Source organism: Paenibacillus provencensis, from assembly GCF_042678545.1.
Taxonomy (GTDB): domain Bacteria; phylum Bacillota; class Bacilli; order Paenibacillales; family Paenibacillaceae; genus Paenibacillus; species Paenibacillus provencensis.
Window position 1 is genome coordinate 235,800 of sequence record NZ_JBHTKX010000004.1, and the last position, 16,994, is coordinate 252,793.

At 38.4% G+C, this 16,994-nt stretch carries 18 protein-coding genes; 9 read left to right on the plus strand and 9 right to left on the minus strand.

Translation table 11 applies throughout. From position 1 onward, the window contains the following. Positions 1 to 27: 27 nt before the first annotated feature. The 7 genes from ACFQ3J_RS21685 (at position 28) to ACFQ3J_RS21715 (ending at position 5,025) form a co-directional block, all read left to right on the plus strand. The gene (locus ACFQ3J_RS21685) at positions 28 to 1,428 is read left to right on the plus strand and encodes a hypothetical protein (protein WP_090728203.1); all 1,401 of its coding nucleotides are present in this window, start codon (positions 28 to 30) and stop codon (positions 1,426 to 1,428) included. Continuing rightward, entirely contained in the window at positions 1,421 to 2,254 is an 834-nt protein-coding gene (locus ACFQ3J_RS21690; RefSeq protein ID WP_090728205.1) for a ThiF family adenylyltransferase, read from the plus strand. Before ACFQ3J_RS21685 ends, ACFQ3J_RS21690 begins: the two co-directional genes overlap by 8 nt. A gap of 232 nt (positions 2,255 to 2,486) precedes the next feature. Then, positions 2,487 to 3,419 (plus strand): phosphoadenosine phosphosulfate reductase domain-containing protein, encoded by a 933-nt coding sequence (locus ACFQ3J_RS21695; RefSeq protein WP_379293991.1) that lies wholly within the window; start codon positions 2,487 to 2,489, stop codon positions 3,417 to 3,419. A 39-nt stretch (positions 3,420 to 3,458) separates the two neighbouring features. Beyond that, positions 3,459 to 3,839: a hypothetical protein gene (locus tag ACFQ3J_RS21700; protein WP_090728208.1), complete on the plus strand. Its 381-nt coding sequence runs from the start codon at positions 3,459 to 3,461 to the stop codon at positions 3,837 to 3,839. A 128-nt stretch (positions 3,840 to 3,967) separates the two neighbouring features. After that, positions 3,968 to 4,213 (plus strand): type II toxin-antitoxin system HicB family antitoxin, encoded by a 246-nt coding sequence (locus ACFQ3J_RS21705; RefSeq protein WP_090728210.1) that lies wholly within the window; start codon positions 3,968 to 3,970, stop codon positions 4,211 to 4,213. A 155-nt stretch (positions 4,214 to 4,368) separates the two neighbouring features. Beyond that, positions 4,369 to 4,656 carry a helix-turn-helix domain-containing protein gene (locus tag ACFQ3J_RS21710; protein WP_090728211.1) on the plus strand — a complete coding sequence of 96 codons (288 nt, stop codon included), beginning with the start codon at positions 4,369 to 4,371 and terminating at the stop codon, positions 4,654 to 4,656. A 66-nt stretch (positions 4,657 to 4,722) separates the two neighbouring features. Beyond that, positions 4,723 to 5,025, plus strand: a complete 303-nt coding sequence (locus ACFQ3J_RS21715; RefSeq protein WP_090728213.1) for a hypothetical protein — start codon at positions 4,723 to 4,725, stop codon at positions 5,023 to 5,025. A 168-nt stretch (positions 5,026 to 5,193) separates the two neighbouring features. Here ACFQ3J_RS21715 and ACFQ3J_RS21720 read toward each other — a convergent pair whose 3' ends face one another. Further along, positions 5,194 to 6,141, minus strand: coding sequence for a tyrosine-type recombinase/integrase (locus ACFQ3J_RS21720; RefSeq protein WP_090728215.1), 948 nt, complete (start codon positions 6,139 to 6,141; stop codon positions 5,194 to 5,196). 557 nt (positions 6,142 to 6,698) lie between these two features. Here ACFQ3J_RS21720 and ACFQ3J_RS21725 point away from each other — a divergent pair. Further along, positions 6,699 to 6,989, plus strand: coding sequence for a hypothetical protein (locus ACFQ3J_RS21725; protein WP_090728217.1), 291 nt, complete (start codon positions 6,699 to 6,701; stop codon positions 6,987 to 6,989). Between the two features lie 489 nt (positions 6,990 to 7,478). Beyond that, positions 7,479 to 7,739, plus strand: a complete 261-nt coding sequence (locus ACFQ3J_RS21730; RefSeq protein WP_090728219.1) for a hypothetical protein — start codon at positions 7,479 to 7,481, stop codon at positions 7,737 to 7,739. A gap of 471 nt (positions 7,740 to 8,210) precedes the next feature. Here ACFQ3J_RS21730 and ACFQ3J_RS21735 read toward each other — a convergent pair whose 3' ends face one another. The 8 genes from ACFQ3J_RS21735 to ACFQ3J_RS21770 form a co-directional block, all read right to left on the minus strand. After that, positions 8,211 to 8,600, minus strand: a complete 390-nt coding sequence (locus ACFQ3J_RS21735; protein ID WP_090728222.1) for a DUF6547 family protein — start codon at positions 8,598 to 8,600, stop codon at positions 8,211 to 8,213. Positions 8,601 to 9,317: 717 nt separating this feature from the next. Continuing rightward, the gene (locus ACFQ3J_RS21740; protein WP_090728224.1) at positions 9,318 to 9,665 is read right to left on the minus strand and encodes a hypothetical protein; all 348 of its coding nucleotides are present in this window, start codon (positions 9,663 to 9,665) and stop codon (positions 9,318 to 9,320) included. A 188-nt stretch (positions 9,666 to 9,853) separates the two neighbouring features. Then, positions 9,854 to 10,228, minus strand: a complete 375-nt coding sequence (locus ACFQ3J_RS21745; protein ID WP_090728226.1) for a DUF2750 domain-containing protein — start codon at positions 10,226 to 10,228, stop codon at positions 9,854 to 9,856. A 50-nt stretch (positions 10,229 to 10,278) separates the two neighbouring features. Then, a complete protein-coding gene (locus ACFQ3J_RS21750) occupies positions 10,279 to 10,572 on the minus strand; it encodes a hypothetical protein (protein WP_090728227.1) in 294 nt (97 codons plus the stop codon). Between the two features lie 702 nt (positions 10,573 to 11,274). Next, entirely contained in the window at positions 11,275 to 12,567 is a 1,293-nt protein-coding gene (gene ltrA / locus ACFQ3J_RS21755) for a group II intron reverse transcriptase/maturase (RefSeq protein WP_090728229.1), read from the minus strand. A 1,088-nt stretch (positions 12,568 to 13,655) separates the two neighbouring features. After that, the gene (locus ACFQ3J_RS21760) at positions 13,656 to 14,504 is read right to left on the minus strand and encodes an AraC family transcriptional regulator (RefSeq protein ID WP_090728231.1); all 849 of its coding nucleotides are present in this window, start codon (positions 14,502 to 14,504) and stop codon (positions 13,656 to 13,658) included. Between the two features lie 935 nt (positions 14,505 to 15,439). Further along, positions 15,440 to 16,312, minus strand: a complete 873-nt coding sequence (locus ACFQ3J_RS21765; RefSeq protein ID WP_090728233.1) for a M56 family metallopeptidase — start codon at positions 16,310 to 16,312, stop codon at positions 15,440 to 15,442. Further along, positions 16,305 to 16,727 carry a BlaI/MecI/CopY family transcriptional regulator gene (locus ACFQ3J_RS21770; protein WP_090728234.1) on the minus strand — a complete coding sequence of 141 codons (423 nt, stop codon included), beginning with the start codon at positions 16,725 to 16,727 and terminating at the stop codon, positions 16,305 to 16,307. The genes ACFQ3J_RS21765 and ACFQ3J_RS21770 overlap by 8 nt, the downstream gene beginning before the upstream one ends. Positions 16,728 to 16,994: the final 267 nt, after the last annotated feature.

Consider the following 16,994-nt stretch of genomic DNA (forward strand, 5'->3'; position numbering starts at 1 on the left):
AAATTAGTTAAATTAGGAGGAATAAAAATGTCTAACAACAATTATGGTCAAGGTGATCTATTCTCTTATTTTGGTGATGATTTTGCTGAAGCATTAGAATATGAGGAGAAGAATAAACTACAGCATACTTCTGACCAATCTATTGAAGAAGATCATAAAGATAACCCTGCATCAGAGAGTCTTACTACTGATCCAGCAGCTGAAAAAAGTCAAGGTGAAAGCCGTCCGACGAAGCTAATCTCACTGGAATCGCGCAGAAGAGTATCAGATTCTTCCTCTAATGATGGTTGTCCTGATGCATGTTCTGATGAAGAATTAGATGACGATGAAAAAGATGCTTTAGAGGATAAGGCAAGCGATGAACAAGAAGCGGACAAGCGTGAGCTCAGTGGGGAAAGCGGAAACACTTCTGTGATCAAATCAGATGAAAAAACACCAGTTACCGCTAAGAAGGAAATAGAAAAACCAGAACTGAATTATGCTACCTTTATTTGCTACTCAGGGCTAAGCATTTCTATAACAAAATTCTTCTCTGAGGATAAGCTAGCTGGTCTTGAGCTTGAGGATGTTCGGAAACGCCTGGAAAAAGATTACCCAGAGCTTTCAAAACAGCGGACAAAAATGGATTGGGACAAGAAGAAAAATATAATTGTGCCTATGGTCACCGGTGGAAAAAAAGGGGCCCATTTTACAAATGGGATTCGTGGTTTTTATTCATCTTCTCAAGAACTCATTGAGCACCAGGAGCCAATATCCTACCTTGCTGCACAAGATGGGTACTATGAAATACGAGAGAACCTGATAGGAGTATTTATAGGGAGAACGGCTGCTGAAGAGCTGATTGAATGGGAAGGATTCTCTAAATTTAATTCAGTCTTACCCAAACATCTAGATCTTGAGCCATGCAGACCTGGATTTAAATACAAATTACCTAAGATACCCAAGCAACTCTTTGCTCAACTGGTCTCCTTTTTTATGGACTATACAGATTACGATGTCGAGGTTATGGGTGTTTTCTACTACGATATTGATCGCCAGCAGTTTATTTTGGATGTTCCTTATCAATCTGTCACCAAATATTCAGTTAACCCTTGGTACTCTGTTTATCCCGGACATGTAATTAAGGTCGCTGAAATCCATTCACATAACACGATGCGTGCAGATTTTAGTTCGATTGATGATGAAGATGAAGTAGGGACCATGTTATACGGAGTAGTTGGTAAGATCAAAAAAGGACATGCAACAGACGTGTTTTTTGATGTCAGGACTCGTGCAGGAATGGCAGGAAAGTTCATACCTATCGATCCCAAGGTATTTATTGAAGGAGAATTAACGAGTAACCGGCTAAATAATCATATCGATTATGTCGCCTATCCTAAAGACTGGGTTAAAAAGGTGACAATCATAGGAGGCAATAGAAATGATTAAACTACTTTCACTCACTCCAAACTACACATCACTTTATTATTATATAGTCTTGATTGGTGCAGGAGGGAATGGTGGATATACGGTGCAACGTCTAACTAAGATGATGAGTGCATTTAATAATGTTCCATCCTTTCTTATGATTGCTGATCCGGATACTGTAGAGGAAAAGAACATTCTGCGGCAGCCTTTTATCACGTCTGATATTGGGCTCAAGAAATCCGAGGTATTAGCTAAGCGATATGGCGGTACATATGGATTAAAGATCGGTTCTTTCTCAGATTCTTATATTGAGTCAGTAGAACAAATAGAAAAACTTTTTTCTCTGACTGATTACCGGCATAAGCCTGGACAATACATTCAAAAGGTACTTATAGGTGCTGTAGATAATGATTTTTCAAGAAACATCATGAATGATTACTTCGATCGGACGGATGATATCATTTATATTGATGCCGGCATCGAGGGGGTTTTCATGCCAAGTGAGCAGCCACAAGATCAGTGGTCTACCGAGGAACTAAAGGACCACATAGATAGTGGCTATTCCGGTCAGATTGTTGTAGGACTAAAAAAAGACGGGAAGGAGATCTTACCGCCTCTAAATGGGGTTTACCCTATAAATGCAGAAGATGCTATCCCTCCGTCTCACAACTGTGGGTTAGAGCCTTATCAACCACAACGGATGATCGCCAATGAATATGCTGCCATGCATATATCTACAGTTGTTAATGAGCTTTTTAGCTCAAATTCGATTCATATTCATGTATCAAACTTCTCAGCAAGGAATGGTAGTTGCCGTCCTATTTATGTTGAAGAGGTACAGGAATAGCCCAATTGTCTCATTTAAAAAAGGGGGCATAATAATTACCCCCTTTTTTCTACAAAGAAACACTAGGTAATTGACGAATTTTGTCTTTTTTGCTATAACTAAAGTATTACATGAGTTATAGATTTTTCTTTATCGTTGACTATTCGATAAAGAGAGAGTTAAACCGATAATCGGCTAATAAATATTTTGGGCTTAATTTGCCATGGAGAACATAGACACCGGAGGTGTCTATTTGTGTTTCTATGGCTTTTTTCTGCCTTACTGGAGGTCAAACATAATTAACGAGTACAGAGATCCTTATCAAGCTAGTGATGAATTGTTGATCCCCGTAGAGGACTGGATTGAAACTCTATGTGCTGAGCAGTTTGTGCTTCCCACACTTCCACCTGAGATGTACGCTGTGGACCTGTATGACCACTATCATATTAACTTTTCAGGGGGTGCCGACTCACTTGCACTCGCCTTGCTTATGAAGTATGGATACAAAATACCATCCGAAAAGATGGTTCTTGTCCATATGCGCGTTGATGGAAATCCGGAAGAGAAGCAACAACTCTTTGATTGGCCGCAGACCGATGAATACTTGCGATACGCAAGTGAAAAGCTGGATATTCCATTGGTCGTAATTTGGGGTGACAAGTCACTTGAAGAACGTATTCGAGATCGCAAAATGTTTCCGGATAAAAGCTGCAGATTCTGCACTTCTTATACGAAGCGAGACGTTTACGCAAAGTGGGTTCGTCAGTTCGATGACTGTAAAATTCTAATGCTTACTGGGGAACGCTCAGAAGAATCATCTGATCGAGCGAAGGAGCCAATATTTGAGTATCATCCTGCCCAGGCAACTAAAAGAAAGAATCGTGAAGTGCATTGGTTCCGACCGATCAAGAATATGCTTAAATCCCAGGTTAAGCAACTGGCCGCCAATTACAGTATTGAACTACACCCTTGTTATCAATGGGTTTCACGCTGCAGCTGTCGTTTCTGTATCTTTAATACCGCTTCGGAAATGGAGCGTGTCGCTCAGCTCTACCCTGATGATTGGGAGTACTTAAAACGTATGGAGTTACATCTTGGCCATACCATGAAAACCAAAAGGGGTAAACCAGTCCTTCTTTCTGAATTTGTGAATGAATCTCAAGTCACCATATCAGACTTCATCTGAAGAGAATCGATAGAACTAACTATAAAGGAGGCAATAAACATGCAGACAATTTTCAAAGAAAATCATAAACAACGTATGAAACCGGAGCTTATTAACCAGATGGAATCTGTAGTTAAAAGCGTTATAGTTAACGAAAAATTTCATGCAGACTTTTATTTACATGACCTTAAAGTAATGGACTCTTCCAATGGAGGAATATTTGCCTGGTATGTCTATGATTGCGGTACTCATTTAATTCAACTGAGTAATTATGATGAAGTAATCGCATTTCAAAAGGAATGGATCCAAAGCATGCCTAGCATCCGTGATAAGCATTGGAGAGATTGTTTATATGTTTGTGATACCGCCAAAAGTGAACTCAAAATCGTTAAGAGTTTTAGCGAGGGTAACTTGGTAGAGCAGCTCAAATTAGTCGTCTGACTTTGGAGGGCCTTGAGATGAGTGGAGGGTTAGCTGTCTGCAGCTAACACTTGCACTCATCAATTAGGCTGTCCAGAGTGACACCTTTTTTAATTCATAACCCCCATACCGGAAGGAGAAATTCAAAAATGTCGCAACAATTCCACAACCAAGGTTTTATTATTATGATTGAACAGGACGCAGCAGAAAAGGATTACACAGCATATATACCAGCACTTCGACTTGGAGCCAAAGGTCATACTCTTGAAGAAGTCCGCGACAATGCTCGAGACTTAATTCTTATGGAAGTCGAAGCAATGCAAAAAAGTGGAAAATCCATTCCATCTGACGACAACTGTATTGTAGAAACACTTTCAGTTTCCCTCACAGTGTAATTTTTGAAACAATAAAAGGAACGCCTTCATGCGATTGGAAGCGTTCCTTTTCAATGTTGAAATTCAAGAGTCTTGCTGCCGGTTCATCTGTGTTGTATTTCAACACAATACCTACTATACTATGGTTAAATTAAGTATAGAGGAGTAAGACAAGTATGTTATTCGGTGATTATATACGTGAACTACGAAAAGCAAGAGAACTTACACAAGACCAATTATCTAATTTGACAGGGATAAAAAAGCCTTATATAAGCCGTCTAGAAAATAATCACGATAATCCACCTAGCGAAGAGTTGTTGATTCGTCTTGCTGAAGCATTAGAAGTAGAAACGTATGAATTGATTCTTAAGGCTGGTAAAGTTCCAGAGGATTTCAAAAATCTTATAATTTATGATCCCGAGGTATATACATTCCTGGTTAAAAAAATTAAACAAAGTAAATGAAAAAATATATAAAAAACAACCAGATAATAAGGTGCTTTTATCTGGTTGAAACAATAGGAAGCATTTATGCTGAAAAAGATAAACTTCAGAGGCTCAGATTATTTCATACATAAAATTAAATATCCGGACAATAAGAATACTTGTATCATTCTAGACCCTAATGAGCAGCTTAGAAATAATGAAGATTTATACGTAGTCTCCGTTAACCTTGATTTAGGGGAGCCATTTCTTGATTTTATCCCATTTGATGTTAATAAACTACCTATGTCCTTGATGTCTGATCTTATTGAAATGGAAGTATTGGCAGCCCCAACTCACCAAGTGAAGTCCGGTTTTGTTACATACCCACTTTGTAAAGTATTAATTTAATTCAGACAGTGATTGTTACCATTACTGAACTTTACATGCATTCAGCGATCGCGATCAGCTGCTATTCTCCTATAAATTGATCCTTGAAATGATGAAATCTGCATTTACTCGCGAAAGAATAATAGACTTTGATGTAAGAGCAACCTGCATATAGACCGGTTGCTCTTTCTAAACTTGCTTTTTTTCTTTTGATGTTATGATGGAAGGGATCGAAGGTTTTATTTTATGCATTGCTCTTTCCTTCACCTCATCCATAACGTGAGTATATATTTGAGTTGTAGAAATGGACTCATGACCAAGAAGATCCTGTACTGCACGAAGATCAGCCCCATTCCGTAAGAGATCCGTCGCGAATGAATGTCTAAATTTATGGGCAGATAAAGACATTCCGGAAAACTGAGGATACTCTGCTATAAGTGCATCAAAAGTTTTTTCTGCGATAGTCTGCACCATTCGCTTGCTAATACGCCTGCGAAATTGAGAAACAAAGAAAGCAGGCTCCTTGCTATTCCAGGGAGTGATTCGTTCCGTCAAGTATAACTCTAACAGTTGATTTAACTCAGCTGGAAGAGGGATATATCTCCATTTCCCCCCTTTACCTAAGACACCAATATTTGAGTTATCTTTATCATAATTAACTATATCTAATCTAACTATCTCGCTTACACGAAGTCCAGCGTACGCCATTAAAGCGACGATCGTAATATCCCTTAATTGATGTCTTCCTTTAATGAGCTCTAGGGAGGCATCTAAAAACTGCTTTTGGAGGTAGGTAGGTTGCCTTTTCTTTTCAACTTTTGCTTTTTCAATGTCCAATGTAGGATTATGATCTATTACTCGGAATCTAACCATCACTTTATAAAATAATCGAATTGCTGACTGACACCGATTTCGGTAGCGTGCTCCTGCACCATTTTCTCTAACCTGGGTGAGATAGGTCATAATTTCAATATCCGTAACATCATTGATGGGTTTATCATCTAAACTTAGGAGAAAATGCTTTAAATCATGAAGATAAGCATTTTGGGTATCTTTCGAATATTCACGATCCTTCATATAGGAAACAAACAGCCTTACTTCTCGATCGTAACGCTCGAATATTTCTATATAACCCATTAACTCACATCCTAGAATTCGTTTTAAATCAAAATTGCATTAAATGCTAATTTAATGCAATTTTATTATAGCAAAGTGAGGTTATTTATAAAAGAACATGTTGCGATTTTGAGAAACTAGTAAACTGAATCAAGAAGATGTAGTTGTTTTAAAATAAAATGAATATATGACATAAGGAGAATGTAATCACATTCAAGAGAAAAACAGCTAGACGAAGTCTTTTATGATATCTTTGCTTATTCTGAGATGAAATTAATGATAAAAAGAGCGTTATTATTCTCTGTGAATTATTCTGAAGGATGATTAAAGGTGAAAAAGAACAGCAGTTTCTGTTATTGGTGGTTATGCATGAAGTCATTCAACTTTCATAGACGGTTATATGTTAAGGGGAGTGGGACTGAAGAAGAAAGAGGTTGCAAAAGTGGCAAACGAAAGAGATATTGATGCATATGGTCTTTCATTTTAGAAAAGATCAAACTAGGAATAGGCTCAGTTATATGCACGGTTCTAATATTTTGATCATATGCTTATTTATAATGTGCTGGAGGGGATACCATTTGAGCAACGATTATAAAGATGAGGCATGTGAATTTCAGCGTATGCTACAAAAATTTAAGGAATCTTTATATAAGCTCGAAAATATGGAAACGATGGTGAGTGATCCAATGTTGAAAACCATGGTTAGTGAAGCGATATTAAACCACCACCAAATAATCGATGTGATTTTAGAATCCTCGAATACTCAAAATATGGACCGAATTCAATTAATGAATCATTTAGATAATCTAATTAAATGTCATGATAACGTATTTCTTTATGCCATCGATCATGGATTAATGGATGTATGAAAATACATTTTTGAGATTTTTCGTTTAACACAAATACCCATGTATCAACCTCCTGTTAATAAGGGGGTTGATACAAGTTCTTATCCTTGGTTCGGGAAATGAATTTGTACCGATTGCCGAAATGGCAAGAAGAACTAACTAACTTAACATAATATTTATTACGTAAACAACAATACATATTCACCAAAGGTGGATTTTGTACACATGTATATATATATATATTATGCATTTTTTTTTTCTTTCATTGTTGTTGTTGTTGCTAATGATTACTTCATGACTGAAGTCATCAATAATATTGCAATAAGGACAGTTAATCAAACGGGCACCTCCAGATTAAAAAATGAATTAGATATCTGTCTAATCGGAAATCGGACTATGTTCATGTCCATTTCGGTAATCGGTACAAGTTATTGTCCCTCGACAAAAGTCGTCTTTCAATGTAATTTACATATACTGTATATTGTGTTAAGTTTAATCTGGAGGTGTGACATGTTCATATATTGGGTTATTGGTTTAGGGGTTATCAGTTCCTTAATTCTAAATTGGTCATTCAAAAAATTTTTGAATATAAAACCAACATTTACGGATACCATGATCCTAACCCTATTTTTACTTGGAGTTGGATATCTCTTTGAGGTTTTATTTAAATACCAATCAGACCCTTTTGTTGCTCTCATGACTATTATCATTTCACTTATACTTGCATTCCGTCGTTATAAGGAAATAAAGAAAATCATTGTTCAATCTTAAATCAATCTACAAAGCCAGACCTTCTAACAACAAGGTGCTATTTGTTTTCCTTAAAATACATCCTTATTTTTGTGAGGTGCAACAATGTTTCTTTATTGGTTGTTAGGTCTAGGAGCTTTAAGTTGGCTAGTTCTAAGATGGTACTTCAAAAGAACACCTTTGTTTGCCGATGTAGTTATATTAACTTTAATACTTCTTGCCGCTTCTTCATTAATTCAAGACATAATCAGAAGGCAAGATATGTTTCAATCTTGGATGTTTATTATTGCTTCAGTATTTTTAGGAATTAGTCGATACCAACATTATAAGAGCAACATTAAGGAATAAAGACCTCATAAGAGGTTTTTTTATTTTATTAGCCTGCCCGTAGCTAGCTTAGGCTTAATGAGCAAGGAGCAGCTGCCAATCAGCAAACTGCCCCATGCGCTATTTTCGACTAACGTTTTCCGTTAGTTGAACGAAAAATATTCATTAATCATTTAGATCAGGCCAAATATCACCCTCTTTTCGGGATACCCAATCATAATGCATACCAGAGTCAAACGGCTCGGTTGCTAACTTAATATCATTTTTATAAATCTCAAGTCCCCCAATACTGATCTGATCAGTCAGATAGACAAGTACATCATGAATTCCACTTTCACGTGCAGATTGGGCAATAAGAGCAAACACCTCTTTTTGTTCTGTAGACAACTCACTCAAAACCTTATTAATTTCTTCATTTTCATTTGTATTAGGCCAGGAATTTTGTTTGATCCATTCAGAAAGGACACATTCTCGGATTTCAACTAAATCATCGATAAACTCTTTATAAAGTTCCACTGCTTGCTTTTCCATCTCTTTAAACACCATCCAATTCATTGAAATTTATGTCCTTGAACTATTTGAACAAAGGAACTGTTAATTTTGACTTTTGACTGTACAAGTATCTAAGGAAGCTAACAAAGGAATCTGAGCATACACTAATTTCGTCTAAATCCATTCTGATAAATGAAACTTCCACTATTGCCATCTCTGTATTTCTCGTGTCAAATGCATAAGCGATATCACTATCATTTGAACCAAAGTATTAAAACCTCTGCAAATTCTTTTACCGCATACCCATCATTGATTACAAATAGTCCTTCTATGGCCAAAGTACAAGATATGAATTACCTACTTCCCTTTCCCCACCGTTATCAATTTCCATAAACTAAATATACCTATTTTATAAGAATAATCGTTTCTTTTAGAACAGGAAGGTGAAGGTAAGATCGTGTGCATTCAACATTCTTTAACTCCTTCACGAGTAAAAGGCACACCCCCTATATGTTCTTTAATATCCTAGCAGATCCTTTATAAAAAGAGGGAACGTTGATTAGTAGTATTTCGAAATACTAAATTCCGGTATGTACTCTTCATCGAGTCCATTTTTTTTGAAATTGAATTTCTTACTTAGCATTTGTCTAAGTATATCTAAGCTTCGTGATCTATACTACGGAAGTATTTACGAAGCATTAAACTAACCTGCCTGTTAGCTTAAAGAAGGCAGCCAATCGCATCGGTTGGCTGCCTTCTTGTTTTGTTGATTCCTTTTTATTATCTTCTCACACCGTAACTGATGATTTCTTTTGTATCAGCATTAAGAAATACTTGAATGGGACCTAAAATAAGATCACTGGTTGTTTTGAAAGTCACTTTGTACAGGTTATCAACTTGAGGTGGTTGACCGCCGTTTTGTACTGTCGGCAGCTCGCTCAACTCCACTTCTGCAACATTTGCTGATCTCCAGTCACCTTTTACTTCTTCTTTAGCACTTTCAGTAAGGCTATTCCAGGCTACTTCACGAAGAACCGAAACATCGCTAATTTTGTTCTCCTCATTTGAACATCCAATAGAACTCATTATCACCAAAAGAAAAGCTAGGAACACCAAAATATTCTTCATGTATACTCCCCCATATTCTTGTTGTCATAATATAGACGAAATGAAAAGATTGATAGTTCCGTAGCTTCTCAACAATCAAATATTTTGTTCAACTAACCTGCCCGTTAGCTTAACAAAAGGAGCAGCTGCCACCGGCAAACTGCTCCTTTCTATTTTCGACTAACGTTTCCCGTTAGCGTAACGTTAGTTCAATACTTTTCAAGTTCTTGATCCAAATCGTTTAGCAGTACGTTAACCGTAAGAACAGCTGAATCATTTCTATTCCAGAAAATTGATGGCTTATACTGGTCTTCCTCAATACCTGGTAACCACTCATTGATAAACTCATCTAAAGAGATACTCTGTGCTTTATAATTAGACCACTCTTCAAAAGCACAATATTCCGCAAATTCTCTCTTTGGCCAGAATGGAATCATCATGCTTCCATCATCGTCTGAAGTCATTGCCCATCCTTCCTCATACAATCCCCAAACTTCTTCAAAATCAACAACCTTCTTAATAAAATACTCGTATCGAATATTCGCGGGAAGTTTTATAACTGCTTCGAATTCTTTATGATTCAAAATTATCTTCTCCTAGTGATTAAACTAAAGTTTCCCGATAGCTTAACAAATTATTTAAATGTTATTATTGGGTTCAGTTCTAGCATCCAAACTTTAAATTGGCTGTCTTTGAACTTTTCAGCTCCCGTATTTTGGTAAACCTCATAAATATCCACAACTACATTTATCGTATCCTCATCTGTTCTATTAAATAAGTCATCATTATCGCTCCTCCAGTTTGACCAGAAAGAGTGACACCAATTTGCGAATTCCAAATGAGTAAATTGGTTTTCCTTCCTTAAGAGAAAAGTCAAAAGCGACTCTAAATGATCACGAGTGAACGGAATTGTGCTCAATATCCCCATAATACTCTCCTTTGTAGTTATAAAAATTTATGTGTCTGTACCTTAATATTATACTATCCCTTCTCTTTGTTGAATGAAGGCAGCCAATCTTGTTTATTGCTGCCATCTGATTCAATTTAATTAACGTTTCCCTTTAGCTTAATGAAAGTTTAATCAAATTTGTAAGCAAACCTTAGTGGAAAAAGTCGTGTTAAAGTAGTATCGAACAAACATTCAGAAAAGGAGTGAGCACAATTAAATCACAATTTCAGATTCTGGCTGTCTTATTCTTAGGTGTTTGTTTAGTAATCAGTTCATGGTTAATTTCAGATGCTATTAAAAATCAACCAAGTATTCAAATACCAGATAATAAGGTTACCACTAATAAGTACGAATTTATCCCTATATCAGAAAATCATTATATTATTTTCGATACTGAATTTGGCACTTATTTAGAAAAAAGGGATAACTCTGAAGAGTGGACTATAATCTCGCCTTAATAAATATAATTCCATATGTAAATTTAAAAATATTATGAAGTGAGCCCGGTAGCCATTAAGGAGGTAGCAATGCAAAACGACAAAAATATTAATTGGTTTGTTTTAGGAGATGCTGCCCATTACTAGAGTAAAGGGCTGGGTAAACCAGCCCCTCCTCATCAAACCGTACGTGAGGTTTTCCCTCATACGGCTTTCCGATGTTCGTCATTCATGTGCATACAGATTACAAAAGCGTTTTGAGTCCACATTGACTCGCCATGCTCCTCACTTCTTGGACTGCACTTTGCCACCGAGAACGTTGTCTTTTCTTTGCATACCACTTTGCCAAACGCAGCACAATGTACCAATCTAACTTCGCCATTTTTCGTTGGCTGTAGGACGTGTGGTAGTAATTGCGCCACCCCTGAATCTTCGGGTTCAGCCAACCTATATGCTCCACGAGTGACTTGTGTCTCTGGCTGGACGGAGCTAAACGCTCTTTTACCACTTCCCGGATGCGTTCCTCCGCTTTCCGGCACAGCCACTGCTGCGTGGTGTAGTACACTCTTCCGGAGGATGTCTCAGCTTTCGTCTTGCGATGATGCATGCCTAGAAAATCAAACCCTTCTTCTCCTGTCCATAATCCTACGATCCGCGTTTTTGTCGGATGCAAGGTCAGTTCCAGACGCTCCATAATCGCACGTATGAGTGCATACGCCCGATCTGCATCTTTCTTCGTTTTGCATACGACAACGAAGTCATCCGCGTAACGCGTAAGTTCCCCATTTTCACTGCCATGTCGTTCCCACAGAATATCAAAATAATTCAAATAGATATTCGCTAGCAGGGGGGATATCACACCACCTTGTGGTGTACCCAGATCGGATCGCCTGATCTTTCCTTCCTCCATCACTCCCGCGTTCAGCCACTTCCTTACCAGCTTCAGGACGCGCCTGTCGCTGATTCGCATCTCTACCAGTTTCATCAGTTTCTCTTGGTTGATGTTGTCGAAGTAACCTTGGATGTCGACGTCGACCACCCAATTTCCTTTTCGGTTGCAGGCTTTTCGGATTCGGTCCAGTGCCCCTTTCGCACTTCGTTTTGGACGGAACCCAAATGAGGATTCCTGAAAGTCCGCTTCAAAGATCGGTTCCATGACCAGTTTCGCTGCCATCTGGATGACGCGGTCTCGGACGGTTGGGATGCCCAGCGGTCTTTGCTTCCCGTCTTTCTTCGGAATGTAGTGCCGGAGAACGGGCTGTGGATGGTATTTGTTTTCCTTCAAGCGTCGTTGGCATTCGTACAGGAATAATGCTTCTCCCTTTTCCTCAATATCCGAAAAGGTTTCTCCATCGACGCCAGCCGATCCTTTGTTAGCTCGTACTCTCCGCCAGGCTTCCTCTAATACATCCATTCGATAGACCTTGTCATACAACGCGTGGAATCTGCGCTTCTTGTTTTCCTTGGCCGCATGACCTAGTTTCTTCTGGAGTTGTTGAACGTTTTCCTTTGGTGTCGTTAGCCGTTTGGCATTCACTAATTCGTACCTCCTAAAAAAAAAAACATGAACAAAGCAGGGCTCCTTCCCTCCTGCAGGTTGTGTTGTCCTGCAGTTCCTCAGTATTATGAGCCCCTCGGACTCCCTTCCTGCAAGTAGATCATTTCGTCTTTTGGACTTATAGACCACTTTGTTACGGTTTCAAAAAAAAATTCCGTGCAGAGGAGGGTCTCCCCAGTTCACTGCATCTTCTTTCATATCATGCCGATCCCCTTACGCCGGAGGATTCTTCACTGCCGCTCCAAGTTCTTAGCAGTTTCCATGCCTTCACCCATTAAGCCGGGGTTCGGCTTCCCCTTGTCCCTCTTGCGAGGCCTTTTTGACGACGCGGCAGGATTCACTTGATGTTACGGCCTGATATGTTGCTCGCCCTGTCTCCGACAGATACTTTTGTCGATACGCTTCTACGCACAGTTTTCACCGTACGTAGGTATCCTAGCTACACAGGGGCTTGGCCCCTCCCGTGACCGGACTTTCACCGGTTAGAAGATGCGTGCTTAGCTGGGCACGCGCTTAACGAAAAAGGAGCAGCTGCCAACCGGCGAACTGCTCCATGCTACTTTGAATTAACGTTTCCCGTTAGCTCGCTTGTTGTATACTTCGTACCTTGATGAAATAAAATCCAGCCACCGAAGCCAATAATAAATGGAGAAGATAAGGGATGTACCCTGGCAAAATCTCATTAACCCTTACAATCTGGTCAATCAATAAATAACTCCATATCAACTGATAAATCAGATTACAAAGTAGGATAGTTTTAAGTATTCCTACTCTGGCCATCCATTCTTTCGAGCACAAGACATACCCTATTGCAACCTCAATAAAACAGTAAACTAATCCGATCGGTGCTAACCTCCAACCCCAAAGATATTCAAGTATTGGTGGGAAATATAACAAGCCATGGACAATTGTTAATGTACCAAGTATTCGGAAATGAATGATGTGTATAACAGTTCCTCCTTTCAGCTATCGTTTCCCGTTAACGTAATGAAGCTGCCGATCGTGGCGGCAGCTTCATCCTTGGTTGTGTACGATGGAACTAATGCTCATCGTCGTTAGTCCTATCATTACTTTTTCTTTACTGGTATCCAGATCTCACCCTGTGTATGCCCTGGCATTCCATAATACATTTCGAATTGAGGACCCTCAACCTGTTCGAATCCAGATGTCGGGAACCATTCGGTATACACCCGTTCCCATAGTTTTTGTAAATCACATTGCGGCTCAGGAAAAATAGCCCATGTTAAAGCTGGAACAGAAAGCTTTGTAAATCTCTTCGGAATTTCAAGTCCCCTCGGTAGATGATAGCATACCATGTACTTGAATGATTCTCCCGTATGGTCATATAAGGCAGCGTGCAGCACCGTATTACCAAACCGCCCCAGCAACTCGTTCATTATATCCACACTGCCGTCCTCATCACATTGTTTACGGAACTGAGGAACATCAGTAAATGCCGTTTGCAAATCCTGACTAACATGACCATAAACGCCGAACATCTCAAAAGCTCCTCTTTGTTCTATCCGGTAATTCATCTCGACATCTCCTCTTATTGAGATATGAAAGGACATTCGAGGATAGGCTTTTAAGGAAACGCCTTTATCGCGCGCAGATATCGGCATGATCCCATGGAGATTCTTGAACGCCCGTGCGAACGCTTCCGGCGATTGGTATCCATATTTCATGGCAACATCGATCACCCTTGCATCGGTTGTCTGCAGTTCAAAAGCCGCCAATGTCAAACGTCGACGTCGGATGTACTCGGATAAGGAGATTCCGGTGATGAACGGGAACATTCGTTGAAAATGATACGTAGAGCAACAGGCGATCTGCGCTATGTCATGATATGAGATATTGTCAGCCAAATTCGTTTCGATATAATCCATGGCGCTTTTCATCCTCTCCAACCAATCCATCGCTCTCCCTCCTTTCGAGTTAAATACTATCGCATATAAAAATGACTTTCCGTGCATTTCCTGCACCAAATTGTCAGCATCGTTCGCATCCCCTGAAGACCGATTCCAACTAATCTTGTCTAATTAAGTTCTCCCTCGTCACTACGTTAACCTGCCCTTTAGCTTAATGAATAGCTGTAAAATTCATTTAGATATCTATCTAATCGGCAATAGGTACAAGTTCTTGTCCCTCCTCAGCTTTTTCCAGTGACTAAATAGCGTTTTTTTGATAATTATTGACTGTTGGTTTCTTCCCCTAGAGGCAGTCGCTCCATTTAAAGACGAAAAATGTCCTGTTTCATTGTATTTATCGTGGCTCAAACTTATATGCGCTCCTATTTATATATTTATCTAATCGGCAATCGGATCAAGTTCTTGTCCTTGGCCTGGGACAAGAACTTGTACCGATAAAATAAAAAAGCCGCTAAATTAGCGACTTTGAATGGGAACATGTTCTTGTCCCCCGACAATTATCGTTCTAATTGAAGGCGGCATTTATATTACGCATTTCTCATGATGAATTTTATTGGTGATAAAATGATCATTTATTATAACGGCAAATATCACGAAGGTATTGTCCAACAACCAAATGAAAAAAATTGACTAACGTCTAAAATGATACTAAAGTATATTAGCTTTTTTCGTTCTATTGCGCGATTTTCTTGAACTTGAGATCAAGTTATACTTTACCTTAGATAAGGAGCCACGCTGTTAAGCTGCGACCTTTCTTCGTTACCCACGTTATGCTCCGTCTCGTTTACCGCGCTCACTTAACCAAACCTAATGAATTTATATCCTCAATAATCAGTCTAGCTTGCGGAGAAGATTATTATTCACATTTCTATCAATGATGACTTAAAGTCATTGAAGTTACAAGCTTTCACTTAGATATATTTTTAGGTACAGTTGATAATCAGAATTATTATTCCCATAATTAATGGCGTGATCAAAGAGATAAGAATCGTATGTTTATCTAAAATAGGAATGATCAGCTTAGCATCAGGAGTGAGAATCTGTTGTAGACGATAATTTATAGCTACATGAGCAAGATGCACACCTTTAAATAGTGGTTCACTTTTATGCTCCTTGATCAAATTCAATAAAACGTTCCCTATCTGTCTTCTACTCTTCATCTGTTCTATTACATATTGATCTGCTTTTAATTCCATTTGGATTTCATAGTAGTTAACTAAACTTTTTATCACCGGCAGAAAAACATAACATTCAGAGAGTATTTTTAAAATAACCGTATAAAAGGGATGTCGTTTAAAACAATGATAGTATTCGTGGTAAATGATTGCCCTGATTTCCTCATCATTAAACTGATCTAACAGACTTGTGGAAAGAATAATGTCGGATTTGAAGAATCCAGCTGACATTGCTATTTTGTTTGGATTTGATATCACTTTTATTTTTATATTTAATGACTTGTATTTTTCTGAGTACTCAGTAGATAAATCCAACTCCTCCATTTGGAAAAAGAGTTCCTTCATACCCTTATAGCGAAAATATTGATTAAATACTTGATAACCAAGCGTAACAACTGAAAAGGTGATAAAAGCATTAATGATCATTTCGGCAGTTACATGATTAACAAATACACCTGTAAATGTAGCTTGAAGCAATAGAATTATATTATGATTACTTGGCACATCTTGAAGTTGATGGTATATAACATAGCCCATCTGAAAAAGAACCAAACTGCAAATAGCTATCCCTACTACTACTGCCCGCTTTGGATCAAACAGTATTTTCGAATAACTATTCATTTTTTAGTTCCTTCAATTTGTTCTCTAATTGTTGAATTAAATCAGGATCCGCTTTGTCTAGACTATCAATTAAATTACGAACCATATATGAGCCAAAATCAGCAATTAGTCCATTAGTAACCGCTTGGGTTTGCTCCTGGATAAATTCTTCTTTTGTTGTGGGGGCAGAAAAATAAGTTAATCTTGTTCTGCCCCTGCCACTTGATTCCTTTATTAAATATTCTTTATCAGTTAGTCTTGTCATAACTGTCATGATTGCGTTCAGTGAGATAGGGGATTCAGCGTTTATTAATTCATGAACTTGTTTAATCGTCATTTTCCCGTTGCTCCACAATATCTCCATTATTTTAGCCTCTAACGAACCAAAAAATTTATTGATACCTTCTTCATCTAGATGGAATCTCTTTACTCGCATATTTTCGCTACCTCTTTCAGAAGAGTTTCATTTATTTCTAAATTAATGTTTCTAACTACAAACTATAGTTTAAACTATTTTAAGTCGTATGCCAATTTAACTAAGCAGCCACAATACTATATAAGACCCGTTTTCCAAATAATCGAGTAGGAGGCTACCCATTAATTGAGTAGCCGACCTCTCACACCACCGTACGTACCGTTCGGTATACGGCGGTTCAACCGCTTAAGTGCAAGTTACGTAAATGCTCGTACTGAGCAGGGAAGT